This window comes from Marinobacter sp. SS5-14b (assembly GCF_030541005.1).
Lineage (GTDB): Bacteria > Pseudomonadota > Gammaproteobacteria > Pseudomonadales > Oleiphilaceae > Marinobacter.
This window is the reverse complement of sequence record NZ_JASSVM010000009.1, coordinates 1-23687: the sequence shown is the minus strand read 5'-3', so window position 1 is coordinate 23687 and position 23687 is coordinate 1. Positions and strand designations below refer to the sequence as shown.

The 23687-nt window shown below is 56.0% G+C and carries 21 protein-coding genes and 1 tRNA gene; 11 read left to right on the top strand and 11 right to left on the bottom strand.

The genetic code is table 11. The features are described from left to right. The first annotated feature begins 1 nt into the window (after position 1). The 4 genes from smc to QPL95_RS16040 all read left to right on the top strand — a co-directional run bounded on the left by smc (position 2) and on the right by QPL95_RS16040 (position 9504). Entirely contained in the window at positions 2–3496 is a 3495-nt protein-coding gene (smc, locus tag QPL95_RS16055) for a chromosome segregation protein SMC (protein WP_303291944.1), read from the top strand. 121 nt (positions 3497–3617) lie between these two features. Beyond that, positions 3618–4616, top strand: a complete 999-nt coding sequence (gene zipA, locus QPL95_RS16050) for a cell division protein ZipA (protein WP_303291943.1) — start codon at positions 3618–3620, stop codon at positions 4614–4616. A gap of 23 nt (positions 4617–4639) precedes the next feature. Next, entirely contained in the window at positions 4640–6679 is a 2040-nt protein-coding gene (gene ligA, locus QPL95_RS16045) for an NAD-dependent DNA ligase LigA (protein ID WP_303291942.1), read from the top strand. 149 nt (positions 6680–6828) lie between these two features. Then, positions 6829–9504, top strand: a complete 2676-nt coding sequence (locus QPL95_RS16040) for a hypothetical protein (RefSeq protein ID WP_303291941.1) — start codon at positions 6829–6831, stop codon at positions 9502–9504. Positions 9505–9530: 26 nt separating this feature from the next. Here the strand turns inward: QPL95_RS16040 and QPL95_RS16035 are convergent, their stop codons facing one another. The 3 genes from QPL95_RS16035 to QPL95_RS16025 all read right to left on the bottom strand — a co-directional run bounded on the left by QPL95_RS16035 (position 9531) and on the right by QPL95_RS16025 (position 12751). Beyond that, positions 9531–10163, bottom strand: coding sequence for a CBS domain-containing protein (locus QPL95_RS16035; protein ID WP_303291940.1), 633 nt, complete (start codon positions 10161–10163; stop codon positions 9531–9533). Positions 10164–10262: 99 nt separating this feature from the next. Beyond that, positions 10263–12140, bottom strand: coding sequence for a bifunctional tRNA (5-methylaminomethyl-2-thiouridine)(34)-methyltransferase MnmD/FAD-dependent 5-carboxymethylaminomethyl-2-thiouridine(34) oxidoreductase MnmC (gene mnmC / locus QPL95_RS16030; RefSeq protein ID WP_303291939.1), 1878 nt, complete (start codon positions 12138–12140; stop codon positions 10263–10265). Between the two features lie 5 nt (positions 12141–12145). Beyond that, positions 12146–12751: a peptidylprolyl isomerase gene (locus tag QPL95_RS16025; RefSeq protein ID WP_303292027.1), complete on the bottom strand. Its 606-nt coding sequence runs from the start codon at positions 12749–12751 to the stop codon at positions 12146–12148. A 217-nt stretch (positions 12752–12968) separates the two neighbouring features. Between QPL95_RS16025 and QPL95_RS16020 the strand changes: the two genes are divergently transcribed. After that, entirely contained in the window at positions 12969–13724 is a 756-nt protein-coding gene (locus tag QPL95_RS16020) for a pilus assembly protein PilB (RefSeq protein WP_303291938.1), read from the top strand. 65 nt (positions 13725–13789) lie between these two features. On the opposite strand, the gene QPL95_RS16015 is transcribed toward QPL95_RS16020, so the two are convergent. The 3 genes from QPL95_RS16015 to flgA form a co-directional block, all read right to left on the bottom strand. After that, the gene (locus QPL95_RS16015; protein WP_303291937.1) at positions 13790–14260 is read right to left on the bottom strand and encodes a flagella synthesis protein FlgN; all 471 of its coding nucleotides are present in this window, start codon (positions 14258–14260) and stop codon (positions 13790–13792) included. A 7-nt stretch (positions 14261–14267) separates the two neighbouring features. Beyond that, a complete protein-coding gene (gene flgM / locus QPL95_RS16010) occupies positions 14268–14594 on the bottom strand; it encodes a flagellar biosynthesis anti-sigma factor FlgM (protein WP_303291936.1) in 327 nt (108 codons plus the stop codon). Positions 14595–14724: 130 nt separating this feature from the next. After that, positions 14725–15426: a flagellar basal body P-ring formation chaperone FlgA gene (flgA, locus tag QPL95_RS16005; RefSeq protein WP_303291935.1), complete on the bottom strand. Its 702-nt coding sequence runs from the start codon at positions 15424–15426 to the stop codon at positions 14725–14727. A gap of 189 nt (positions 15427–15615) precedes the next feature. Between flgA and QPL95_RS16000 the strand changes: the two genes are divergently transcribed. The 5 genes from QPL95_RS16000 (at position 15616) to QPL95_RS15980 (ending at position 19984) form a co-directional block, all read left to right on the top strand. Further along, positions 15616–16545, top strand: a complete 930-nt coding sequence (locus tag QPL95_RS16000) for a chemotaxis protein CheV (RefSeq protein ID WP_303291934.1) — start codon at positions 15616–15618, stop codon at positions 16543–16545. 37 nt (positions 16546–16582) lie between these two features. Further along, on the top strand, positions 16583–17410 hold the full coding sequence (locus tag QPL95_RS15995; RefSeq protein WP_303291933.1) for a protein-glutamate O-methyltransferase CheR: 828 nt from the start codon (positions 16583–16585) through the stop codon (positions 17408–17410). 3 nt (positions 17411–17413) lie between these two features. Beyond that, a complete protein-coding gene (locus QPL95_RS15990; RefSeq protein ID WP_303291932.1) occupies positions 17414–18622 on the top strand; it encodes an MFS transporter in 1209 nt (402 codons plus the stop codon). Further along, on the top strand, positions 18609–19511 hold the full coding sequence (locus QPL95_RS15985; protein WP_303291931.1) for a LysR family transcriptional regulator: 903 nt from the start codon (positions 18609–18611) through the stop codon (positions 19509–19511). The genes QPL95_RS15990 and QPL95_RS15985 overlap by 14 nt, the downstream gene beginning before the upstream one ends. 107 nt (positions 19512–19618) lie before the next feature. Further along, the gene (locus QPL95_RS15980) at positions 19619–19984 is read left to right on the top strand and encodes a hypothetical protein (protein ID WP_303291930.1); all 366 of its coding nucleotides are present in this window, start codon (positions 19619–19621) and stop codon (positions 19982–19984) included. A gap of 29 nt (positions 19985–20013) precedes the next feature. On the opposite strand, the gene QPL95_RS15975 is transcribed toward QPL95_RS15980, so the two are convergent. Further along, complete coding sequence (locus QPL95_RS15975; protein WP_303292026.1) at positions 20014–20670, bottom strand: cupin domain-containing protein; 657 nt, start codon at positions 20668–20670, stop codon at positions 20014–20016. 65 nt (positions 20671–20735) lie between these two features. After that, a complete protein-coding gene (locus QPL95_RS15970) occupies positions 20736–21266 on the bottom strand; it encodes an isochorismatase family protein (protein WP_303291929.1) in 531 nt (176 codons plus the stop codon). 191 nt (positions 21267–21457) lie between these two features. On the opposite strand from QPL95_RS15970, the gene QPL95_RS15965 reads away from it, so the two are divergent. Continuing rightward, a tRNA-Ser gene (locus QPL95_RS15965) sits at positions 21458–21548 on the top strand. A 41-nt stretch (positions 21549–21589) separates the two neighbouring features. On the opposite strand, the gene QPL95_RS15960 is transcribed toward QPL95_RS15965, so the two are convergent. From QPL95_RS15960 to QPL95_RS15950, 3 genes are all read right to left on the bottom strand, one after another. Further along, positions 21590–22870: a DUF3596 domain-containing protein gene (locus QPL95_RS15960; RefSeq protein WP_303291928.1), complete on the bottom strand. Its 1281-nt coding sequence runs from the start codon at positions 22868–22870 to the stop codon at positions 21590–21592. Continuing rightward, positions 22867–23097: a DNA-binding protein gene (locus QPL95_RS15955; RefSeq protein ID WP_273044072.1), complete on the bottom strand. Its 231-nt coding sequence runs from the start codon at positions 23095–23097 to the stop codon at positions 22867–22869. The genes QPL95_RS15960 and QPL95_RS15955 overlap by 4 nt, the downstream gene beginning before the upstream one ends. Positions 23098–23332: 235 nt before the next feature. After that, a partial coding sequence (locus tag QPL95_RS15950; protein WP_303291927.1) for a hypothetical protein occupies positions 23333–23687 on the bottom strand: 355 nt, incomplete at its 5' end.

The following is a 23687-nucleotide window of genomic DNA, read 5'->3' as shown; positions in this document are numbered from 1 at the left end:
TATGAGGCTAAAGTCCATAAAATTGGCCGGCTTCAAATCGTTTGTAGACCCGACAACCGTGCCGTTTCCGACGAACCTGACGGCGGTCGTCGGGCCCAACGGATGCGGGAAATCCAATATTATTGATGCCGTGCGCTGGGTTATGGGTGAGAGCTCAGCCAAATACCTGCGCGGCGAATCCATGACCGACGTTATCTTTAATGGTTCCAGTGCCCGCAAGCCTGTTGGTCAGGCATCCATCGAGCTGGTTTTCGATAACGCGGCAGGAAAGGCTCCTGGCGAGTTCGTTAAGTTCAACGAGATCTCGGTTAAACGCCGGGTGTCGCGTGAGGGGCAGTCCGAGTATTTTCTTAACGGCTCGAAATGCCGTCGCCGGGATATCACCGATCTGTTTCTGGGCACAGGTCTGGGCCCGCGAAGTTATGCGATTATCGAGCAGGGCATGATCTCCCGGCTGATTGAGGCCAAGCCCGAAGAGCTGCGTGTATACATTGAAGAAGCAGCGGGTATCTCCAAATACAAGGAGCGCCGGCGGGAAACTGAAAACCGGATCAAGCGAACCCAGGAGAACCTTGAACGGCTGACTGATCTTCGGGAAGAGCTTGGTCGCCAACTGCAACATCTGGAGCGTCAGGCTGCGGCCGCAGAAAAATACAAAGCTTACAAACACGAAGAGCGGCAGAAAAAAGCGGAGCTGACGGTACTTCGGTGGAAAGCGCTGGATCATGATCTGCAAACCTGGCGTGAAAAGATCCGCGATACAGAGCTTGAACTCGAGAAGTTGCTCACAGAGCGGGTAAATCTTGAAACCTCTCTGGAATCACTTCGGGATGCCCATCACGACCGAACCGAGCACTTTAATCGGGCACAGGCCCGCTACTATGAGGCCGGTGCAGACATCGCCCGCATAGAGCAAAGTCTTGAGCACCATCGTGATCGTAGCCGTCAGACTGCCATTGAGCTGGATCAGGCCGTCGCTAACCAGCGCGAAATTCATCGGGAGCTGGAGCAGGACGAAGACAAGCTGGCAACGATTCTGGAAGAGTTGGGCATGATCGAGCCCGAGCAGGAAGCATTGGCACTGCGCTCCGAAGAATCCGGCGAAAAGCTTCAGCAAGCTGAGGATGCCATGGGCGAATGGCAGCAAGGTTGGGAGGCTTTCAGTACCCGATCCTCTGATGCCCGCCGGCAGGCAGAGCTCGCCCAGTCGCGCATTCGCTCCCTTGAAGAGGCGATCAGCCAGCTGCAGAACCGTCATGGCAAACTCAAGGATGAGCAGGATGTGCTGGAAAGCCAGCTCGACCGGTCAGAACTTGAGGACCTGCTGGAGCAGCAGGAAACCCTCGAGCTTCAAAGGGAAGAAGCGGCACAGCGCATTCAGTCTTTGCAGGATAATGTTTACGAAGCCCGGCAACAGCTCAAAGAATCAGAGCAGCAAGTGGCGGGGGCGCGGCAACAGGTACAAAGCCTGCGCGCCTCTCTGGATTCGCAACAGGCACTGCTGGATGAGCAGTTGGGCGGCCAGGACGACAGCCTGCAGGCCTGGCTGAAGGAGAGCGGTCTGGCCGATGCGCCGCGGGTTGCCGCAAATCTGCAGATAGAGGATGGCTGGGAGCTGGCAGTCGAACAGGTCATTGGCCGGTTTACCCAAGGGCTTGTTTTGCCGGGGCTTGATCACCTGAGCGAAACGCTGGCGGAGGCCCCGAACGGCGTGGCCGTGATCTCCGGGCAGGCGGATAGCAGCGCGAAGGCGGGCGGCCTGGCCGCAAAGGTGTCTGGCCTGGCCGGCATCGAGAATCTGCTTGGCGGTATAGAGGTTGCGGAATCAACCGCTGAAGCGCTCTCGCGTCGTTCCAGTCTTGGGCCGACAGGAAGCGTGATTACCCGGGGCGGCGTATGGGTGGCACGGGATTGGGTGTTGATGCCGAATTCCGAAGCGGGTCAGGTGGGCGTCATAGAGCGGCAGAAAAAGGTTGATGAGTTGCACCGGCAGCATGCCGAGTCCGATCAGCAGCTTGAAGTGGCCGTCGCTCGCCTGGAGCGGCTGCAGGAGCAGGGGGAGCGTGCGGAAGCTGCCCGGGAGGATGCCCAGAACCGGCAAAGTGACGTTGAGCGCGAGTTGGGTGGATTGTCGTCTCGGGTGAGTGCCTTGAAGGCGCGTGCAGAACAGATTGATGCACGCCTGGCGCGAATCCGGGACGATATAGAGGACGTCAATAGCAGCCTGGAAGAGCAGAAAGAACACCTGCAAAGCGCCAAAGAAGAGTGGGATATGGCTCTGGCTTCCAGTGAAGACAGCGAGGAAGAGAAAGAGCGGCTGCTGGAACAACGTGACAGCCTTCGAGAGAACCTCGACCGGCTGCGTCAGGAAGCCCGCCACGACAGAGATCATGCTCATCAGCTGCAATTACAGCTCCAAACGCTCCAGAGCCAGCGGGACGGCTTGAAGCAAACCATTGATCGTATGCAGTTGCAAAAAGAGCGGCTGGACGAACGCCTGGAAGTTTTGGGCGAAACCAGAGAAAGCTCTGAGGAGCCGATTGAAGACCTCAAGTTGCAACTCGAAGGCCTGCTCGAGCGCCGGCTGGCAGAAGAAGAAAAGCTCAGTGCCGCGAGAGATGCGCTTGAAGATATCGACCGGGAGGTGCGGGACCGGGAGCAGGGCAGAAGCCGCACCGATCACGTGGTTCAGGATGTGCGTGCCAGCCTGGAAAAGCTGAAAATGGAATCTCAGGCTCTGGAGATTCGTTCGGCCAATCACATTGAGCAACTCAAAGAGCTCGACGTGAAACTGCAGGATGTGCTCGCGCAGTTGCCGGACGATGCGGAGGAAAAGGCCTGGGCAGAGGAACTTGAAAAAATCGGCAATCGCATTCAAAGACTGGGTGCCATTAACCTGGCCGCCATTGAGGAATACCAGGTGCAGGGGGAGCGCAAACACTACCTGGATGAGCAGCATAATGACCTTATGGAAGCCCTGGAAACACTGGATAATGCGATTCGGAAGATCGACCGGGAAACCCGTCAGCGCTTCAGGGAAACCTACGATCAGGTAAACGGTGGCTTACAAGCTCTGTTCCCCAAAGTCTTTGGTGGCGGTAACGCCTACCTGGAATTGACCAGTGACGACCTGCTGGAAACCGGTGTGGCGATTATGGCGCGCCCCCCTGGCAAGAAGAACAGTACCATTCACCTCCTGTCCGGTGGTGAGAAGGCACTTACCGCCATTGCGCTGGTGTTCTCGATTTTCCAGCTCAATCCGGCGCCCTTTTGCATGCTGGACGAAGTGGACGCGCCACTGGACGACGCCAACGTCGGGCGCTATGCCAACCTCGTCAAGGAGATGTCGAAACAAGTGCAGTTCATCTACATTACTCACAACAAGATCGCTATGGAAATGGCGGACCAGTTGATGGGGGTCACCATGCACGAACCGGGATGTTCGCGGCTCGTGTCGGTGGATGTCGACGAGGCAGCGGCCCTGGCCGAAGCCTGAGGGTTGGCGAAAAAGCCGTCAACCATGACAATAACGCCATCTGAGCCCGGTGTGCGTTGTATTCATTACGGGCTTTTCTTAGAGTAGCAACGTTCCAAACTGCAAACAGGACAGCCGCATTATGTCTCTTAGGGAATGGTTAATTGCCATAGGTACCCTGGTTATTCTTGGAATTGTCATTGATGGCATCCGGCGAATGCATCGTGCCCGCAAGGAATCCATGGCGATCTCGTCTGGCATGGGGGTGGATGATCTTCAGGAATCGCCCCTGGATCGGGAGTTCAACCCCGAATTGCCGAACGGTGGCGCCCGCATCGTCTCCAGAGGTGCACTTGAAGAGAAGGGCTATCTGAAATCTGATACCTCTGAGCCTATCACCAGCGCCGATGACGACGATGTTGCGCCGGAGTCGGGTTGGAGCGCGAACCGCAAAGACGAAGACCCCATTCCGGATATGGCCGAGGATGACGACGATGGCATTCTCAGCCCGCCCAGAGTGTTACGTCGCGAAACCGCGCAACCAGAAACGCCGACGCCTGAACCGAAAGCCACCAAAGAGAGCGACGATCCGGAAGTGGAAGAGCGCCCGGAGGTGGGCAAGGTTTCTGAGGTAGAGGAAGACACCGCCAGAAGGCAGGTGGCCAGGCCGGCAAAAAATCAGCCTTTGGCTGGCGCTAACCGGCCGGAAGCCAAGGAAGTGCTGGTCATTAACGTACTGGCCCATCAGGGCGCAGAGTTTCAGGGGCCCGTGCTGAAGAAATTGTTTGAAGCCTGTGGTCTGGAGCATGGTGACATGGACATCTACCACCGCCACGAGGGTGCTGATACCACGACCCCGGTTCAGTTCAGTGTCGCAAGTGCCGTAGAGCCCGGTACCTTCCGTCCCCAGGATATGGCGTCGCTGAGCACGCCCGGTATCAGCTTTTTCATGAGTCTGCCGGGGCCCTCTAATGCGATGCAGGCTTTCGAATTCATGCTCGAAACAGCCCAGTGCGTGGTTCGTAACATGGGGGGCGACCTGAAAGACGAGCGCCGGAGTGTTATGACGCCCCAAACCATCGAGCACTGCCGTCAGCGCATCCGTGAATTTGAACGTAAACAGCGTTCCCACCGGGTGTAACGCACAACCAGGACACCCACCTGATGACCCAGATTTCTGCAGATATTCGGCAGCGCTTAGAGGACCTGCGCGTTGCTCTGGATGACCATAATTACCATTACTACGTACTGGATGACCCCCAAATTCCGGACGCAGAATACGACCGATTGTTTCGCGAACTCCAGGCTCTGGAATCCAGGTACCCGGAACTGGCGTCTGAAGAGTCACCCACCCGCCGGGTAGGTAGCAGCGCTGAGACCAGTTTTGCCGAAGTTACCCACCGGTTGCCGATGCTGTCTCTGGATAACGCGTTCAGTGAAGAGGAATTGCAGGATTTTGACCGTCGGGTTCGTGAGCGGCTAGGTACCGACGTGCCCGTTGAGTATGTCTGCGAGCCGAAACTGGACGGCCTGGCGGTCAGCCTGCACTACGAAAAAGGCCTGCTCACCTGCGCAGCAACCCGGGGTGATGGTTATACCGGCGAAGATATTACCGCCAATATCCGCACCATTCCCTCGGTTCCCCTGAAGCTCAGGGGTTCAGATTTCCCCGATCTGGTTGAGGTTCGCGGCGAGGTTTATATGCCCAGGGCCGGGTTTGAAAAACTCAACCAGGGACTGGCGGCTCAGGGCGAAAAGACCTTCGTTAACCCTCGAAATGCCGCCGCTGGCAGTCTGCGCCAGAAAAAATCCACGGTCACCGCCAGGCGGCCACTGGAGTTGTGTGCCTACAGCATGGCGGTAACGGATGAAAACCAGTTACCAGCAACTCACTGGGACAGCCTGCAACGAGTTAGGGGTTGGGGCTTCAGAATCAATCCGGAAATGCGCCTCGCTGTAGGCGCTGACGCCTGTCTGGAAGCCTACAACGACCTGATGGCAAAGCGCGATACCCTGCCTTATGAAATTGACGGGATTGTGTTCAAGGTTAATCGACTGGACTTGCAGCAGACGCTCGGCTTTGTATCCCGGGCGCCAAGATGGGCCATTGCCCACAAGTTCCCGGCCCAGGAAGAGCTGACCACGGTCGAGGATGTTGAATTCCAGGTGGGGCGCACTGGCGCAGTGACTCCGGTAGCAAGGCTGAAACCAGTGTTTGTGGGCGGCGTGACGGTCTCCAACGCCACGCTTCACAACATGGATGAAGTTCGCCGGCTGGATGTTCATATCGGAGACACCGTCTTTATTCGCCGGGCCGGCGATGTGATTCCCCAGGTTGTGAAGGTGGTGGCCGAGAAGCGCCCTGCGGGGGCCCCGGAAGTCACCATGCCTAAACACTGCCCGGTGTGCGACTCCGATATCGTGCAGCTCGAAGGTGAGGCCGTCGCCCGCTGTTCCGGAGGATTGTATTGCCCGGCCCAGCGCAAGGAAGCCATTCGCCACTACGCATCCCGTAAGGCGTTGGACATTGAGGGCCTTGGCGATCGCCTGATCGAGGTGCTGGTTGACGAGGGTATGGTGGCCACGGTTGCGGACCTTTATCGGCTTACCAGGTTTCAGGTGGCCAGCCTGGAACGTATGGGTGACAAGTCCGCAGGTAACCTGATTGCTGCCATTGACCGTTCCCGCAACCCGGTACTGTGGCGATTTCTGTACGCTCTGGGCATTCGCGAGGTTGGGGAGGCGACCGCCAAGTCTCTGGCCTCCTGGTTTGGCACACTGGAAGCCATTGCGAGCGCCGATGAAGAGGCATTGCAGCAGGTGCCTGATGTGGGCCCGATTGTGGCTGGTCACATTCGCCGTTTTTTTGACCAGGCTCATAATCAGGAAACCTTGCAGGCATTACAACAGGCGGGCGTTGCCTGGCAGACAGAGCAGGTAGTTGCGGCCGATGAGCAGCCTCTGGCCGGAGAAACCTGGGTGCTTACAGGGGCCCTTTCGCGAATGACCCGCGACCAGGCAAAAGAGAAGCTGGAGGCCCTGGGTGCCAAGGTTGCCGGCAGCGTGTCGAAAAAGACTGCGTGTGTCGTGGCCGGTGAGGCGGCAGGCTCAAAACTTGCCAAAGCGGAACAGCTTGGTGTGCCTGTACTCGACGAAGATGGCCTGTTGGCATTACTGGACCAACACGGGATGGGGGCTGAGTAGACTCTGGCCGGTGAATCTGAGAACTCGCGCAGGTCCTGTCTGGTTCAAATTGGCTAACATGGTGTTGATCTGTAACGGTGTGTAAGCCGGCCCCCTGACATCGTGGCCGGGCACCGCCATAACAACAACGTCATGAAACGGATTTTTGCATGCGCGCCGATTTGCTCCCCCGCACTGTCCTTTCCAGCCGTCTGGCTAGCCTGACTCTTATTGCACTGGCGGTCGCCGGCTGCAAAACCGAGAAAGATCCGGATCAGCCCACCTTGATCGGTGCGCCGCCTGCCACAGCCTATCTCGGCGTTGAGTACTACTACAATTGGGGCGCTTATGGCGGCGAGAGCATTCTCGATTATTCGCTGACCAACGCACCGTCCTGGCTGGCGCTGGAAGACACCAGCAACAAGGCGCGGCAGGGCATTATCATGCGGGGCGTTCCCGGGCTGTCCGGCGGTAACCGTGGCGACGCGGATCTCGGCAAGCGTGAGAACATTGAGGTCATCGGTACTGACGGGCGGATGTCCGGGTTCCAGCCCTTTGATATCGAAGTCAAACGCAATGTCCTGTCTGCAGAAGCCTCCGAGGTCACTGAGGGTGAAGCGCTGGAAGTAAAGGACCCTTCAGACGCAGCCTGTGCAGTGCCCGATCTGGAGCCAACCGGTGAGCATGCTTTTGACCTCAATGTGTATATTGATGATGGCTCGTTTGATACGTCCAACAGAATCACAAAAAAAACGTACCGAACTTACGCCAAAGTCGAGCTTGACCAGCCCTCAGTGACTCGCATTGCCATCGCCTTTGAGCTGGGCAGCGACTTTAACCCTGATAGTTGTGACTCCAACTTTACCGCCCCACACAAAAACTGCGAATACAGCACCGCCAACACGGGTCGAGCGATAATCGGGCAGGATATCGTCGCCCGTGGTTCGAACTCGGCGGCACCGACAGACGAGAACGGAAATCTGCTCTCGTACGTGACCTACCAGCAGAACAGCCAGGGTGTTTATGATCGGGGTGTCCTCACGCTTGAGCCGGGTATCACAGAGTGTTACATCCCGCTGGAAGTCGTGGATGACCGTATTCCGGAGCCAAGCGAACTCGCCAGCATTCGCCTGACCGAAGTCCGTTCCGGCATTGCCGCTCTCGGCGCCAGTGATACGGAGGTCAAGGCAGGCATTACCATTGCCGATAATGAGCCGGTGGTGTCAGTTCAAACGCTGAACGGCGGGAAAAAAGATGCCATTAATGCGGATGGTGAGCCTGATATTGCAAAGCTCACTGCCTATAAAGCCATTCTCTCTGGCGAGCGAGAAGGTGAAGTGCGGGTTAAGTTTGATGATGCTCGGGATTCCGGTGCTCAGTTGGGCACTCATTATGAGATTGTCGGCCCGAATGACGTGGTGGCCACGGAATTAGTGTTTCCGGTTGGCAAAAATGAAATTGAATTCCGTATCCGGGGCAACGCCTACACCCTCGGCTCTGATGACGGTTTTGACGACCGCTTTCTCAGGCTCGGAGTGGATAATTTTTTCCAGGCAGGTAAAGAGGGTTACGCCCGGGGTGAGAACGAGAGCCTGTTACGGGTCAATCTCAATCAGTTAGTCACCGCTCAGACGTTCAGCGGTGGTTTTACACCGACCGACATCGCGTTGGGCCACAACGGTCGTTTGTTCGTTGCAGGCTATACCGCCAGTGAAGCTGAGGTGAGAATATTCGATCAGGCCGCCACGCTGCTGCAAGCGTTTGTGGTAGCTCCAGGGGTCACCGGCACGGATATCTATATTGATGTTGCGGACCGGCTGGATATCAGTGCAACGCCTCGCCAGACTTACTATGAACTTGCGGTTGGCTACTCGGCGCCCGGTTTGTCAGGGGGCGAGGATGTGAATACGGCGTTCTATCGGTTCGACGGAACTAGCTATCAGAGTGTGTGGGCGTCGGTATTCGAAACTGGCTCCGCTGCAGACGACCTGGTTCGTTGGGTGGGCCTGACCGCGGAAAGCAGCAAGCCGGTTGTGATGGTTGCGGGTGAGACGTCCGGCAGTTGGGGAGAGCAATCACCCTCCGGTGGCGCGGACGTGTTTCTGGCAGAAATCAAGGATGAGAGCGGTGCGGCTGCGCTCAGCGCCGTCAGCCTGGTTGGTTCGAATGGCGCCGACAAGTTGCTTGGTGGTAGCACCAATATCTCAAATGCCGTGCTTTTTGGTCAGGCCCCTGTGTCTGTGGATGGTACCGGTTCGGTCGGGCCTTTCTTTGCCAGTGGCCGTGCGGCATCCGGGCCAGCCCTTTTCCAGGTGGGTCAAGATCAGACTGAGCAGTTAAACCATGGTGTCTATGGTGCGGGCTATGCCTGGCTGCTGGGCAACGCGAGCGGAATCGCCTATTCGATCACTGAAGTGGAAGGTGAGGACAATCAACTGGCCCGCTCTCAGGAGCTGAACAGCCAGGCGGGTTTCGTATGGGGCGTCAATACCAGTGGCGAACCCGGTGTGGCCTATACCATTAACGACCCGGCTGATTCAGCTACAGAAACGCTGAGCCGTAGTGTGTTGTTCGATGGTGATATTCTGGTTGCCGGCAATACCAACGGCGAATTTGAAGCGGGTGTTGCAGCAGTGACCGGCAGTGATGGCATTCTGGCGCGCCGGAGCACTGAAGAAGAGGCGGCCTATCGGAACTGGAGCACACAACTGCCGCAGGCGATTGAGTTCCTGGACCTGGTGAACTATCGGGATGACGAGGTGTTGGCGCTGGTCGAGGTAGCAGGAATCCGCCAACTTCTGGTATTCAGCCCGGAGGGCAAACTACTGACTCCGGTAGCTCCCTGACAGCCGGGGTGCACGAAGGGCCGGGTCTAAACCGATCCTTCGTGCCGGCTGGCGTTGGCATACAGCTTGAGGTAATCCGTGCTGGTCACGATACCCGTCGGCTTGCCGCGGCCGTCGACAACAAGCGCCGCGTTCAGGCGGTGTGCGAGCATTAATCGTGCAAGTTGATGAGCGTCTGTTTCCGGCGAAGCGGTCAGGAACGCCGGCAGTTCAACGTGCATAAGGCTCTGGCTGTCAGCTTCAGCGGAGTGCTCGTGCACCCAGGTTAAAAGCCATCGCAGATCGATTAGCCCGGCTACGTTGTCGTCTGATAACACCACGAGGTGATGTACGCCGTTGTCTTCCATGGCCGACAGGGCCTGGCTCATCGTTACGTAAGCCGGTACGGAATACTGGGCCGGCGAGCAGATTTCCGAAACCGGCAAATACACCCTTTCTTCCCTGCGTTCCCCAGCCCCGGCTGCACCATACTCCTGCAAAGCACGGTACCTGCCACTGTTAGCGGCTTGCTGGAATTCGGCGTCGGTTGCTTCACTGTGATCTGTTGAGATGGCGCTGGATTCTGTCAGCTCCGTTACATCACCCACCCGTCGGTTTCGGAAAATCTCCGGCAGCCGCGTACCTACCGGTCGCCCCGGCTCGCTGACGTGAATTGACATGGAACACCCCTTGAAACGGACCTTCGCATTCGCTGCGAGGCCTCACATAAACGAGTTATCGGCCGAATAGCCAATAACTTCAGAGAGAGTTTATTGCCATCATGCATCAGTCTTCCGGTACAGGCGTCGCGTTTCGACGCGTCGGGCCAGGTAGTCGGGCAAACAGGCCGGCTGGCCGGTGATCTGGTCGGCAAGGAACTCCGCGAGTAGTGGAGCCCAAACCAGGCCCTTGCTGCCCAGGCCAGTAAACAGGAAGACGCCCTTTACCTCGTCGCCTGCTGGCGTATGCAGTGGTCCCGACACCGGTTGATAGTCGTGTGTGGTGCAGCGAAAGGCAACCCGGCCAGCCATGGAGTCTGGTTCCGGCGCCCTGTCGGAACTGAGCGAGGGCAGCATCCGGAACAGTTCGTCCAGATTCTCTTGATGGCCTTCGGGCGTGGGCAGAGGATTGTCGCTTTTCAGGTCGAAGGTAGCGCCGATGACCGCTTGCCCGTTGCTGGCGGGGTTCAGGTATTTGGACCCGCAGATAACGGTGTCTGGCAGGTTCAGGCCCGATTCCGGCAGGCAGGTAATTTGGCCCCGGATAGGCTTCAGGCGTAATTCGCCGGTAACGGGGGCTACCTCGGCGGTGTTGTGGCCACAGGCAATAACAAGGCGGCTCGTGGTATGGGTGCCGCCGCGACTGTCGTGAATGCGCCAGAGCCCGTCGTCAGGCTCAACAAGGGCAACGCTGACGTTAAAGTGGGCGTCAATCAGCGGGTGGTCGGCCAGCGTCTGACAGGCTTTGGATGGCTCCAGCCAGCCGGAACCGGGAAACCACAGCCCGGGTGCCTTAATCTCGATGCCGGCCAGGGCCGACGCCTTCCGGGCATCGACGGGAGTCAGAAAGGCTTCGGGGTACCGGTTACGCTGACAAAACCGTTGTTGTCGAGCCACTTCCTGATCCGTGGTGGCCAGCTGAAGCAGGCCGGTAGGATGCCAGAAGTCGGACTGCCATGGCCGGTAGTAGCGTTGGCTGAAGCTCAGTGCGGTTGCGGCCAGTTCGGCCTGAGCGTTGTATTCGATGCCAAGTTTGGCGTAGAGCGCACCCTGGGGGTTGCCGGACGCTGCTGCGCCAGGGGCGCTCGCCTGGTCAATCAGCAGCACCGGAATGCCACGTTCGGCAAGATTGCGTGCCAGCAGAGAGCCGGCAATTCCGGCTCCGATAATAGTAACCCTCTCAACAGCCGGAACTTCCAATGTGTGGGCACCAGAGCTTATGTTCGCCGTCAGCATTTCCCGTTTGCGGCCAAAACCGGGCCGTTTTTGTACGGAGAAACCGTTTGTTTCCAGAGCCTTCCGGATTCGGCTAACCGCCGTAAACGTGGCGAGAGTGGTGCCGGGCTTGCTGTGTTCTCTGACCCGTTTAATGGCGTCATCAGTCCACATCTCCGGGTTGAGCGAGGGGTCAAAGCCATCCAGGTACCAGGCGTCGGCCTGGAAGGAGTGGTTGCTCAGGGCGCTGAGCAGATCGCCGAAGCTCAGGGTGAGGCGAACCCGGCCGCCGTCGAATACCAGGCGGTGGGTCCCTTTTATCAGGTGGGGGTACTGTGTGAGCAGTTCATCGGCCAGTGAGGCCAGCTCCGGCCAAAGTTCGAACGCCTTACGCAGATCTTCCTGGGGCAGTGGAAAGCGTTCAACCGACACAAAGTGCAGAATGCTGCTATTTTCCGGTCGACACTTCCGCCATGCAGACCAGGTGACAAGAAAATTCAGGCCGGTTCCGAAGCCGGTTTCTGCAATGACGAAATGCTCGTTGCTGTGCAGGTTGGTGAACCGGTCTGGCAGATTGTTTGGCTCGAGGAACACGTACCGGGATTCAGACAGCCCGTTTTCACGATTGAAGTACACGTCGCCGAAACGCGCCGACTCAGGAACACCCTCCCGCCAGATTAAATCCGCCGGCTCTGTGGCCGGCGGGTTCACACGCTGGTCCATAGTGATCAGTCTTCGGCGCTCAGCATTGTAACGCTTTCGATCACTACCGGTTTAACCGGTACGTCTGCCATGCCACGTTTGCGACCGGTTTCGACAGATGCGATTCGGTCTACAACGCCCATGCCATCGGTGACCTTGCCGAACACCGCATAACCCGCACCACGCACACCGGCGTTGAGAAAGTCATTGTCGGCAACATTGATGAAGAACTGTGAGGTTGCTGAATCCGGATTGCTGGTGCGGGCCATGGCAATGGTGCCGCGCAGGTTGGGCAGGGTTTGGCTGCCTTCATTCTTGATAGGTGCGTTGGTCGGCTTTTGAGCCATGTCGGCTGTAAACCCGCCGCCCTGTATCATGAAACCCGAAATAACACGGTGGAAAATGGTGGCGTCATAAAAGCCGTCTTCAACGTAGCCCAGGAAATTTTCCACAGTTTCGGGGGCGACGTCTGGTCGAAGTTGAAGCTCGAAAGCGCCTTCCGACGTTACAAAGCGCACTTTCGGCAGTTCACTGTTGGTCTCTGCCTGGGCTTGACCAGACAGGAACAGGATGGACATGACGATAAACGCGACAGACATCACAAACGGGGGGATTTTCACGGAATTTGTCATTTCAATGGTGCTCGCTGTTTTAATCAGTGTCTGAATTCCTGACATAATCAGGTTAGCTACAAAACAGTGCACGATCTTAACAGATCCTTACCCCGATAAGAGCAAATACAAACAGCATGTGGGGCAGCACTCGGCTAGTCTTGGGCTATATTGAACGGATAAACCGAAATACCGAGCTGAGTTGTGCGGTGTTCATTGTGAACACAGGAGAGGTCTAGTGAAAGTCCATCAAGGATTTGAAGAGAAGTCACGCCTTGGCCGGCTGCTGATTAACCGTGGCTATCTTTCTGAGGGCCAACTGGAAGAAGCTCTGCATGCGCAGCGCTCTTCGGGGCTGCGGCTCGGTGAGGTATTGGTTTCCGCAGGATGGATTACCGAGAAAGAACTGCACCGAGTGCTCAAGCATCAGTCCCGTTATCGTAATGCGGCTGCACTGGTTGCTGTGGTGGCATTGCCGTTCCAGCCGTTGGTGTCTTTCGCGGCGACAAGCAATACTTCGACCGATTCTGCGGCCACCGCGGAAGCCGGCCAGTTGTATGAGTCCAGTGGTTTTGCGCCGCTGTCGGAAGATGAAATGTCCAACGTATCGGCTCAGAGTGGCGTTAATCTTCTCGACCGTATCAGCACGGTGGCATCCATGCCGGAGCGGGCAGAAGCGGGTGATATAACTGACCCGGATACCGCCGGTCTGGATGCCGTAGAAGGCATTCGCCTCGCCGCCAACGTTTTTGTTCCGGTTCTCAGCTTTCTGGATTCGGATCTCAGCATTACCGGGGTACATTACCGTGAAGGGGAGGCGCGATATTCGATTCGTGACGACGGCGCGCTTCGCCTGGCTATGCCGGAGCGAATCGAGGAAATTCGCATGGATAATATCCGAGTGATGGGTGGTCAAACGCCGTCCATGGGTAATATCAGCATCCAGAATATCCGCTTCCATCCGGATTCCCAGATGACGATCTACACTCGCTGAACGATTGCTCTAACCAAAAAATGCCCGGCACAGAATGCCGGGCATTTTTGATTTCGGAGCGGGTGTCAGGCGCTCGCGAGAATGGTTCTGCTGGATACGCTGGTTTGCTGGCCCTGGGCGCCGTAAAGCTTCTGCTGTGCCGAGGCACCGCGGAAGATGTCTGTTATCCGGGTCAGCCTCTTTTGCAGGTGCCCGACGACGCGACCATTATTCTGGTTGGCGGACTGACACTCACGGAGTTTCTGATCGGCGGTTTTCCAGAGTTGGTACAGGTCGTCCATGCCGCCAGCACGGATAAAGCGCGACGGCTCGCCGCTATCCGGGCGGTAGCCCATACTGACCAGGAGGCGGATTTTCTGCCGCGCACGCTCGCGAATGTCACTCAGAACGTGGTTCTTTTGTTCGGTGATAATCTGGAGGGGTTTGACATCCTGAGATGACAATACCTGTTTTTCCCGGTGGAGAAGCTCCGCCAGTGTTTCAAGCTGGCGGATGTCTTCTGAAAGCAGGGTCTTCAACTCATCGATTGCGGCCATGTCTTACTCACCCAAAAATGCTGTTATCCATCTCAAGCATTTTCTGGGCCAGTTTCTCTGCATCAATCTTGTAGGTGCCACTTTCAAGTGCAGAGCGAATCTGCGCAATGCGATCGTCATCCATTTCAGGGTAGTCGCCAAGTTTCTGTTCCAGCTGCTTCAGGTTTTTGGCCTGGTTGCTGAGGCTGACGCTTTCACCGCGAGCAGCAGGGCTCTGGGCCTTTGCCTGCTCGCCGGCAGTCGAAGGCGTACTCTGGCTGCCGGTTGATTTATCGGCCGTGGTTCTGGTGGTGTTGACCTGGCCTGGGCCAATTCCATTTAAGTCAACTGACATAAGGTTACCTGCTTGCCTGGGGCCACACTGAAGGTGTGGCGGATTCGGGTTTATGTCTACTTATCGGCAAAGTGTTGCCGTACTTTAGTCCAATCCGGAAAAAAAATTCCGGCGGCTGGGGTGGGCAGAATTACATGGGAATTTCTACCCGGCCTGGCGCGACTGCCGTCGCTCTCACCGTGCGGGACGAGCGGAGATTTTCCACCATCACCTGCTCACCAATTCCGGCGCTGGCCAGTGCCTTGCCCCTGGAGCTGACCGAAAAGGACCCAGTGCGGGCGACGATAATAACATGGTCACCCCGTTCGATGGCATTGGGCGCTTCGAGCAGATCTGGTGTTATCAGGGTGCCGGTTCTCACCGATCTGCGAACCATCATGCCTGATACGGCTTCAGGGTCATTCAGCACGCCCCGGTGGCTGGCGTTGATCTGTACCTGGCGTGATGCAACGGCGCTGCCCGACAAGCGTTCACCTCTCGCCAACGGGCGGGCGGCGACAAGAGCGGTGCCGTATACTTCAACGCTGGCGGTCACATACATCCTCCAGGGGCGTTTGCCCTCGCAGGTGACCAGTACTGACGGCGTGGTGGTTTCCAGTGGCTCGCTGGCAAAACCGAGCGCGGGTTTGCCGTCGCAAGGCGCAAGTGAGAGTCGGCTGTCAATGTTCCCGACGCTATATTCGATCCGGTAACCGGTTTCGGATTGGCTGGCGGCCCATTGCTCCAGAAACTGGTCGGCAATTCGTCGTATATCGCTCGCCGTTGTTGCATCCCCGGCCAGTACTGGCAAACTGGTAAAGAGGCATAAGGTGGCTAAAAAGATGATTCGCATCTGTGTCGCTTTATCCTATGCTGTTGTTAAGTGCATGTTTATGGCAATCGGGTTAAGGAAATGGCGTTGCGGTCGTTAAAGATTGATAACCGCAGGTTGCCAATTATTTGGCCCGCTTGCGCGAAAACCACGCTTTGTGGATTGTAAGCAATTTTGATGCCGGCTTCGGCGCGCCAGGAGTGAAACATCATGGCAGGGGTATTAGACAGCGTTAATCAGCGAACCCAGCTGGTCGGTCAGAACCGGCTTGAGTTACTGCTGTTCCGGCTGCGCAGCAAACAGGTATACGGCATCAACGTGTTCAAGGTGAAAGAGGTTTTACAGTGCCCGAAGCTGTCCTCAATACCGAACAGTCGCCATGTGGTTCGCGGCGTGTCACACATTCGCGGCGAGACCATCCCGATTATTGACCTGAGCATGGCGATTGGCTTGCCTGGCATTCCTCAGGAGCAGTTGGCGACCAGCTTTGTGATCATCACCGAGTACAACCGGAAAACCCAGGGCTTTCTGGTGTCGAGCGTGGATCGCATTATGAACATGAACTGGGAAGACATCGTGCCGCCGCCCAAGGGTGCAGGCAGAGATGTTTACCTGACAGCGGTTACGCGGATAGAAGATAAATTAATAGAAATCATTGATGTGGAGAAGATTCTTTCAGAGGTTTCTCCGCTTCGGGAAGATGTCACTGAGGAGCTTGTTGCAAAAAGCGCCGAGCGTATCCCCGGCCATCTTCCGGTGCTCGTGGTTGATGATTCAGCTGTTGCTCGCCGGCAGATCCAGCGTTGCCTGACCGCGATCGGGATGGAGGTTGTTACTCATAACGACGGTAAGCAGGCCCTCAAATATTTGAAGGAAATCACTCAGGACGGCAGCAAAGCGCGGGATCATTTGTCGCTGATTATTTCCGACGTTGAAATGCCGGAAATGGATGGTTACACCCTGGTCACCAGGATCAAGGAAGACCCGGCCCTGAAAGATGTTTTCATCATGCTGCACACATCATTGAGCGGTGTGTTTAACCGCGCCATGGTTCAAAAGGTGGGTGCAGATGATTTTATGGCAAAATTCAGCCCTGATGAGCTGGCCGAGCGCGTGATGGAAGTGATCGATCAGCATTGATGCGCCGGTTAACAGATCTACCCACAATAGAGATCCAATGAAAGCGGATATAACGCCCCAGGAATACGAAGAATTCAAAACGTTCCTGCAGGATGCGTGTGGCATTCTGCTGGGAGACAATAAACAGTATCTGGTGAAAAGCCGTCTGCGCCGGATTCTTGAGGAAAACAGCCTGAACTCCCTGGGTGAATTGCTAGGGCGTCTGAAACGGCCCGGCCGCACCAGTCTGAGGGAAGTGGTTATTGATGCGATGACCACAAACGAGACGCTGTGGTTTCGAGACAATCACCCATTCAGAATTCTCCAGGATAAGCTGCTGCCAGAGTTCGAAGAACGCAAGTCTCTGCAGCCCTTGCGGGTCTGGTCCGCTGCGTGTTCCACCGGGCAGGAGCCCTACTCGGTCTCAATGGTGGTGGATGAATTCCGGCGTACGCGTCCCGGTAAGCTAAGGGATGTGAAGATCACCGCGACAGATATTTCGAAAAGCGTCCTGGAGGTTGCTCGCAGGGGCGAGTACGAGATGATCGCGATTGGGCGCGGGCTGTCACCGGAGCGCCAGAAGCACTTCTTCAAGCCGTCTCTGAACGGTGGTTGGCAGATCAGCCCCCAGATCAAAGCCATGGTGGAGTTCAAGGAGCTGAACCTCCTGGAGCGCTACATGCTCGGGAAGTTTGACATCATTCTATGCCGTAATGTGCTCATCTATTTTTCTGCAGACCTCAAAAAGGACATTCTCACCCGTCTGCACGGGGCGCTCAACCCGGGCGGCTATCTGATATTGGGGGCATCGGAATCCCTGAATGGTCTGCCGGATCTTTATGAGATGGTGCAGTGCCACCCCGGCATCATTTACCGGAAGAAGTAAATCATGCCAATGAACGTCTGGATATTGGTCGCCGCTCAGGCACTGGCCATGTGCACCGCCCCCTTCATCGTATTTATCGGCAGTATTCAAGGGCGCTTGCTCGCACCGGCGGCAGAGTACGCAACCCTGCCGGTTGGCTTGGTGGTTGTGGGTACGGTATTGGCAATCAAACCGGCCACCTGGCTGATGGAGCGGGTAGGGCGAAAGCGAGTCATGCTGCTAGGTGCAGTCATGGGCATCGTGGCGGGCGTTTTGGGTGCGCTGGCGTCCTGGTCTGGCTTGTTCTCGTTATTGTGCCTTGCTGCCGTCGTTGGCGGCACCGGGCTGGCGGTTGTTCACCAATATCGGTTTGCGGCCATGGAGTCTGTGCCATCGGCCATGGCGGGGTCTGCCGCAGCTCGGGTGCTACTGGGAGGTCTGGTGGCGGCCTGGCTTGGGCCAGAAGTGGCTGGTTTGGGCAGTGGCGCGGCCGAGCAGCATCCATTTCTGATCAGTTGGGTTGGTCTGGCGGTCGTGCAGGGTGGTGCCCTGCTGATTCTTGGCGTTGGCTATCGGGCCCGGGGCGAACGGGTTCAGGAAGCCCGGCCGGGGGGAGGCCGCCCGTTAAGGGAGATTCTGGCCAACCCACTGGTATGGGTGGCGATCAGCGGTGCAGCTATCGGTTACGCTGTGATGAGTTTCATCATGACAGCAACGCCACTCAGTATGACTGAGATGGCCGGTCACGACCTTGATGATGCCAAGCGCGTTATACAGCTTCATATTATGGCCATGTATCTTCCGTCTCTGATCAGTGGCTGGCTGACCCGTGTGGTGGGTATACCGCTGATGATGGCGGCAGGGCTGCTGGCCTATCTTGGCTGCATTGTCCTCGCAGCCAGCGGCATCAGTTTCCACCACTACCTTTCCGCCCTGTTGTTACTGGGTATTGGCTGGAATTTTCTCTTTGTCGGCGGCACCACGCTCTTGCCTGGTGGCTACCGGGATTCGGAGCGATTCCGGGTTCAGGGCCTGAACGACATCATGGTGTTCGGTGCCCAGGCTACAGCTGCGCTGTCTGCAGGCGCGATACTGAGCTGGCTGGGTTGGGGCGGGCTGGTTATGGTTGCGGTGCCGTTCCTTATTCTGCACGGGCTGCTGATGGGGATTTGGCTGTTGCGGGATCGGGCGCCTGACGCCGTCGAAGCCGGAAAGAGTGATGGAGCAGCTTAACCTTCGCCATCTCTATTATTTCTGGGTGATCAGTCGAGAAGGTTCGATTGCCCGCGCCAGTGAGGTTCTCGAGCTTGCACCACAAACCCTCAGCGGCCAGTTGGCCACCTTTGAAGCTTCGGTAGGTGGTCGCCTCTTTTCCCGGGAAAGCCGTAAGCTGGCCCTGACCGATTTTGGCCGTCTTGTCCTGGGATATGCCAACGAGATCTTTGCACTCACTGGTGAACTCACCGAAACCCTTAGGCTCGACCCTTCCGAGCGGCCGCTGACTTTGCGAGCAGGTGTATCTGCGTCCATTCACAAATTGATTGCCTACCAACTTCTGCAGCCCGCCATGGCGGGTGAGCGCGCAATCCAGCTGGACTGCCAGACCGGCCGTACTGAGGATCTGGTTCTGAGCTTGAAGCGCAAAGAGCTGGACCTGGTGCTCACAGACCGTGTGCCAAAGCTCCAGGAAGAGGGCAATCTCACCGTGCATCCGTTGTCGGGATCCAGCATGAGCCTGTTCGCAGCGCCGGACCTGGCAAAGAAGCTGAAGAAGGGCTTCCCGGAATCCCTCAATGGACAGCCGCTGTTGGCCAACGCGACCGGCGCACCCTATTTCGAGCGCCTGATGAACTGGTTTTCCCTGAATGGAGTTCGCATGAAGTTGGTCGCCCGGGTGGACGACAGTGCCTTGATAAAGGTCTTCGGAAGCCAGGGGTATGGTGTGTTTGCTGCCCCGACTGCGATCAGGGCAGAGGTCTGCCGACAGTACCAGGTTGAGCGGATTGCCTCGATTGAAGAGGTGATGGATGAGCTGTTCGCCATTACTCGTGGTCGGAAGACCGCCCACGAGGGAGTGCGTGCCATTGTTGAAGCCCACGAGGGCAACAAACAACCCCAGTAACATCGAAAATATCGATGTAAAAAGATCAGAAAAGCTTATTTTATCGAGCCCTGTTCCTGTTCATTATGAAGCTGTAAAAGGCAGCAACCCAATGAGGAGCAGCAGCTATGAAAACCATCCATAAATTTCGTCTCGAACCGGGCAAAGAGTCGACCACGCTCACGCTCAAAGAGGGTTACAGGGTGGTGCGCAGCGAGTACATCGTGCCCCACAAGGCTGTATATCTCTGGGTGGAGCAGCCTCTGAGCGTGACCACGCCAACTCTGGAGCGGCAGTTCCGCGTCGCGTTCTCGGGAGAGCCGGTGCCGGACAGTCTTGAGTACCTTGATACGGCGCTCGATCCTTTCGGCCCTGAGGCCTACCACGTGTTTGCGGTCCCCGCCGGGGAGGAGGCACGATTCAGCCCGGCATCGGAGGTCGCAAGCAACGGCGCGTTCCACAGAAACAACTGGCAGCACACGGCGATCTCTTAGCACTTCAGGGCCCTTTGGGGCCCTTTTTGTTACGCCTGGATTGGTAGATGGCCCGTTTTAACCCAGATGACGGTTTCCTTTTCGACGAACGGATGGTGCTGGCTCAGGTGGGGGCTGCGAATCCAGGTACCTTCGGGATAACGGCCGTGCTCATCACAGAATTCTCCGGACAGCACGAAAATTTCCTCGCCCCCGAAGTGCCTGTGAGGCTGAAAGACTTCGTTGGCGGGCCACTTAACCAGGGCTACATGTTCGTGCTCGAACTCGTGCAACGGCATGACCTCAAGCCCGCCAATACCGGGTAGCCAACGCGTGTTGTGAGTGTCTACGCGAACGATTGACTGATCGCGTTCGTCGAACTGATGCAACTTGACCAGCAGCGTGCAGCCCTCCTTGCTGAACGGGGCATGCCCGCTTCCCGGAGGGTTGCGCAAATAGGTGCCTGCAGGGTAATCACCCGTTTCATCGGAAAAAACGCCTTCAAGCACCAGGATTTCCTCGCCGAGGGGGTGCTCATGTCGCTTGAAAGAGGCGCCGGGCTCATACCGCACAACGCTGGTGGCGTGGCCTCGTTCGGCTTCCTCCCGGGCGAGGGGCTTCCTGAGTACGCCGCCGGCTGGGCTGGGAACCCAATCCTGTTCGGCTGTGCGTATAACGACCTTTCTGGAAAAGTCCATGTTGAGCATTGCTAACCTCAAAGCACCGGTGACTGAATGGATTTTGTACGTCATGGTTCCCGTGCTGGATGGCTTTATTTGATCAGTGACTGGATGTTTCTGAATTGGGTGTGCTTGCAATGGCGCATCCATTCGAACGCCACCATTTCGAGCGTGACAATCTTTGCTCCGCTCTCATTCAGCCGATCCAAGGCGACATCCCGGTCGAATTCGTTCCGGGAGCCAGTCGCATCGGCCACCACCCAGACCTTATAGCCCGCATCAAGCAGGCTCAGGGCAGTCTGCATCATGCAGACATGAGTTTCGCAACCGCCGATGACAATGTGCTGCCGACCTTCCGGTAACCGGTCAACGAGACCGTCCGGGCAGGCATCAAAATGATGCTTGGCCAGAGTCTGGTCGCACAACTCCCGCACCGCTTCAATATTATGGCCAAGTTTGTCCGGCAATTGCTCGGTGCCGAGCACCGGAACCTCCATCAGCCCTGCAATGGTGGCAAGTATGGTGCACCGGTCTATCACTTCATCCCCGTGGCTTATGGCGGGCATCAGTTTCTCCTGAACATCGATCAGCAGCAGTGTCGATTGCTCGGCTTTCATCAGCATCGTGAGTTCCTCTTGTTGATGGCTTTCTTTGTAACGATAGTCCTGAATCTCTTCAACCGGTAAACAGAAATCCGCTTGATGGCTAAAAAGTTTTTGCAATTTTTGGAAAGGGAGTTGCCAACCGCCCGTAAAACCATTAAAGTTTGCGCCCTCAAATGAGCGACGACATTGCTGATTTGAAACAGTTTATTGGAGAGGTGGCCGAGTGGCTGAAGGCGCACGCCTGGAAAGTGTGTATACGTTAATAGCGTATCGAGGGTTCGAATCCCTCCCTCTCCGCCATACTAAAGCCCTGATTTTCAAATAGAAAATCAGGGCTTTTTTCATTTTTGGGGCAGAATTGGGGCAGAATCCGGTTTTTCCTGTCCGTTATCGTCCACTTTAAACCCGAGCATCTGCGAAACCTGAGCGGCCATTTTGGGTGTGTCGGACTGAATCCAGCGAGCGTAGTGTTTCTTCACCATGGTAGTGTCCACGTGACCCAGCTGATGGGCCACCCATTCCAGACTTATATAGTTGGACAACATCCGGCTGGCAAATGTGTGCCGGCATTGGTTCGGCCCGCGATGGCGCACCTTGGCCCTGCGAAGGTGGCCGGAAAACCACCGATACAGACTGGCGTTGTTCCACGGTTGATTGCTCTGGCCGTTGCGGAACACCAGCCGAACCGTGTCTTCCTTGATTGTCACATTGTCACGCTGGCGGACCTCGATGATGTAGGGCGGCAACAGATAAGTTGCTGCCTGTTGACGTTTTAGCCACTGTTTAGCCGGTTCTATCAGTTCCACCTCACGTACGCGCGATTTTTCCTTGGGCACTTTGTACTCACCGTTAACGTGGGCGCGGCGCACTTTAATCACCCCTCCAATCATGTCTACATCGTCCCAGGAGAGCGCTATTAACTCGGATATGGACAACCCACACCAACACGCGAACATTACCATGTTAATGTCTTGCTGGCGCATCGTCTTAACCGATTGGATGCGATCGAGTTCCTGCAGAGTGAAAGGGTCTGCAAACTCAGGATCTCTATCTCGTTCCACGTTTGGGATACGCTCCAAAGGATTGATTCGGACAATGCCGTCGTGGAACGCATCTGACCAAATGCCGCGAACGACAGTGAAAACATCGTTCACGGTTTTTGGTGCCAATCCTTTACGGAGCAGTTCAGTCTGGAATAGTTCGATCTCAGTTTTTGTTACCTCAGCGATCTTTCGCTTCGGCCATTTTGTTATGACATGTTTTGATTTCGACTTGTAATTCTTGTAAGTCGAGGGGGCTTGTTTTCCCTCTTGCTTCAAAAGCCATTCATCAACGCATTCCGAAACCAACTTGCTCAGGTCGGGACCACCCCAACCACTGAACAGTTTTGCATTTTTCGAATTCGGAAAATGTGCCGCGTAATCAAAGCGATTTTCTTTAATTTCTGTCAGTATCAAAGTACGTTTATTTTCAGCGTAGGCGATACTCGACTTGTTAATTTTTGCGATGCCGGGAACAGATTCCCGGCATCGCATACCACCATACTGAAAGGAGATCCGCAGCTTATTGCCGTGGACTTCGACCCCTTTCGGCAGCACCAGTGAGTTGTCCTTTTTTGTCACAGCTTTCCCTCAAACCAGTTTGCGATTTCTTCTGGGTTATAAACAACGCGACGAACGGGATCGAAGCGCCAATGCTTCTCCTCCAGCCAAAATCCGCGTTCCCGATATTTCCTCGCCTGTTCAGCATTGATCCCAAAAAGCACTGGAAGCAGGTTAGGCCGTACCCAGCGTCCCGGTACGAGTGCAGGGAGGCTTTTAGTTTGGGTTGAATCACTTGTTGAGTTCATAGAATTTTCTCTATCAGTTAACAGATCTAGGTATCAATCTTCAGTGACAATATAGAAGCCAGGATTTATGTCCTTCCTACGTTATGTCGCTGTATTATCAATTTACCGAATTCAAGTGATTCCGTGTCACGCCTAATTAACCGATTTAGTGAATTACAGCACTTGACACAGTGACCGTATGCCCATGAGGAATTTCTTTTTAAAGTTAAGACACACAACGCCCTTTTCAATACATTCAGGTAGGTTTCATACGTTTTTGTCTGGAGGACTTAAGGGTTGGCAGTATGATGAACCTACTGCTTTGTTGTAGATTGCAGGAAAGCTGATTTGAGATAAATTCTGCTGCTCTCGTGCATGAGGAGTAGGAATTGGCACCTGACACGAGCATATCAAAGTGTGGTAAATCATGAGCTCGATATAGTTTTGCAGTGACTACGATGGTGTAGATTCCTATGTCTTGGAGCTTTTCTAGGGAGGGTCTGATTAACGCCTGATTTATCGCTGAATCGCTTTTCAACTCGAAAAAAAGCCATTCAAGCGCGATTTTGGCGTTATCACCCTCTGTTTTGTTCGATTTTTGCCTATTTCCC

Bases quoted from the DNA above. Each gene is read 5' to 3' on its own strand.
- QPL95_RS15975 (WP_303292026.1), bottom strand. From the start codon at position 20,670: ATGCTCAACATGGACTTTTCCAGAAAGGTCGTTATACGCACAGCCGAA.
- QPL95_RS16000 (WP_303291934.1), top strand. From the start codon at position 15,616: ATGGCAGGGGTATTAGACAGCGTTAATCAGCGAACCCAGCTGGTCGGT.
- QPL95_RS16015 (WP_303291937.1), bottom strand. From the start codon at position 14,260: ATGGCCGCAATCGATGAGTTGAAGACCCTGCTTTCAGAAGACATCCGC.
- QPL95_RS16025 (WP_303292027.1), bottom strand. From the start codon at position 12,751: ATGACAAATTCCGTGAAAATCCCCCCGTTTGTGATGTCTGTCGCGTTT.
- ligA (WP_303291942.1), top strand. From the start codon at position 4,640: ATGACCCAGATTTCTGCAGATATTCGGCAGCGCTTAGAGGACCTGCGC.
- flgM (WP_303291936.1), bottom strand. From the start codon at position 14,594: ATGTCAGTTGACTTAAATGGAATTGGCCCAGGCCAGGTCAACACCACC.
- QPL95_RS15990 (WP_303291932.1), top strand. From the start codon at position 17,414: ATGCCAATGAACGTCTGGATATTGGTCGCCGCTCAGGCACTGGCCATG.
- QPL95_RS16040 (WP_303291941.1), top strand. From the start codon at position 6,829: ATGCGCGCCGATTTGCTCCCCCGCACTGTCCTTTCCAGCCGTCTGGCT.
- zipA (WP_303291943.1), top strand. From the start codon at position 3,618: ATGTCTCTTAGGGAATGGTTAATTGCCATAGGTACCCTGGTTATTCTT.
- smc (WP_303291944.1), top strand. From the start codon at position 2: ATGAGGCTAAAGTCCATAAAATTGGCCGGCTTCAAATCGTTTGTAGAC.
- QPL95_RS15955 (WP_273044072.1), bottom strand. From the start codon at position 23,097: ATGAACTCAACAAGTGATTCAACCCAAACTAAAAGCCTCCCTGCACTC.
- QPL95_RS15995 (WP_303291933.1), top strand. From the start codon at position 16,583: ATGAAAGCGGATATAACGCCCCAGGAATACGAAGAATTCAAAACGTTC.
- QPL95_RS15970 (WP_303291929.1), bottom strand. From the start codon at position 21,266: ATGCTGATGAAAGCCGAGCAATCGACACTGCTGCTGATCGATGTTCAG.
- QPL95_RS15980 (WP_303291930.1), top strand. From the start codon at position 19,619: ATGAAAACCATCCATAAATTTCGTCTCGAACCGGGCAAAGAGTCGACC.
- mnmC (WP_303291939.1), bottom strand. From the start codon at position 12,140: ATGGACCAGCGTGTGAACCCGCCGGCCACAGAGCCGGCGGATTTAATC.
- QPL95_RS15985 (WP_303291931.1), top strand. From the start codon at position 18,609: ATGGAGCAGCTTAACCTTCGCCATCTCTATTATTTCTGGGTGATCAGT.
- flgA (WP_303291935.1), bottom strand. From the start codon at position 15,426: ATGCGAATCATCTTTTTAGCCACCTTATGCCTCTTTACCAGTTTGCCA.
- QPL95_RS16035 (WP_303291940.1), bottom strand. From the start codon at position 10,163: ATGTCAATTCACGTCAGCGAGCCGGGGCGACCGGTAGGTACGCGGCTG.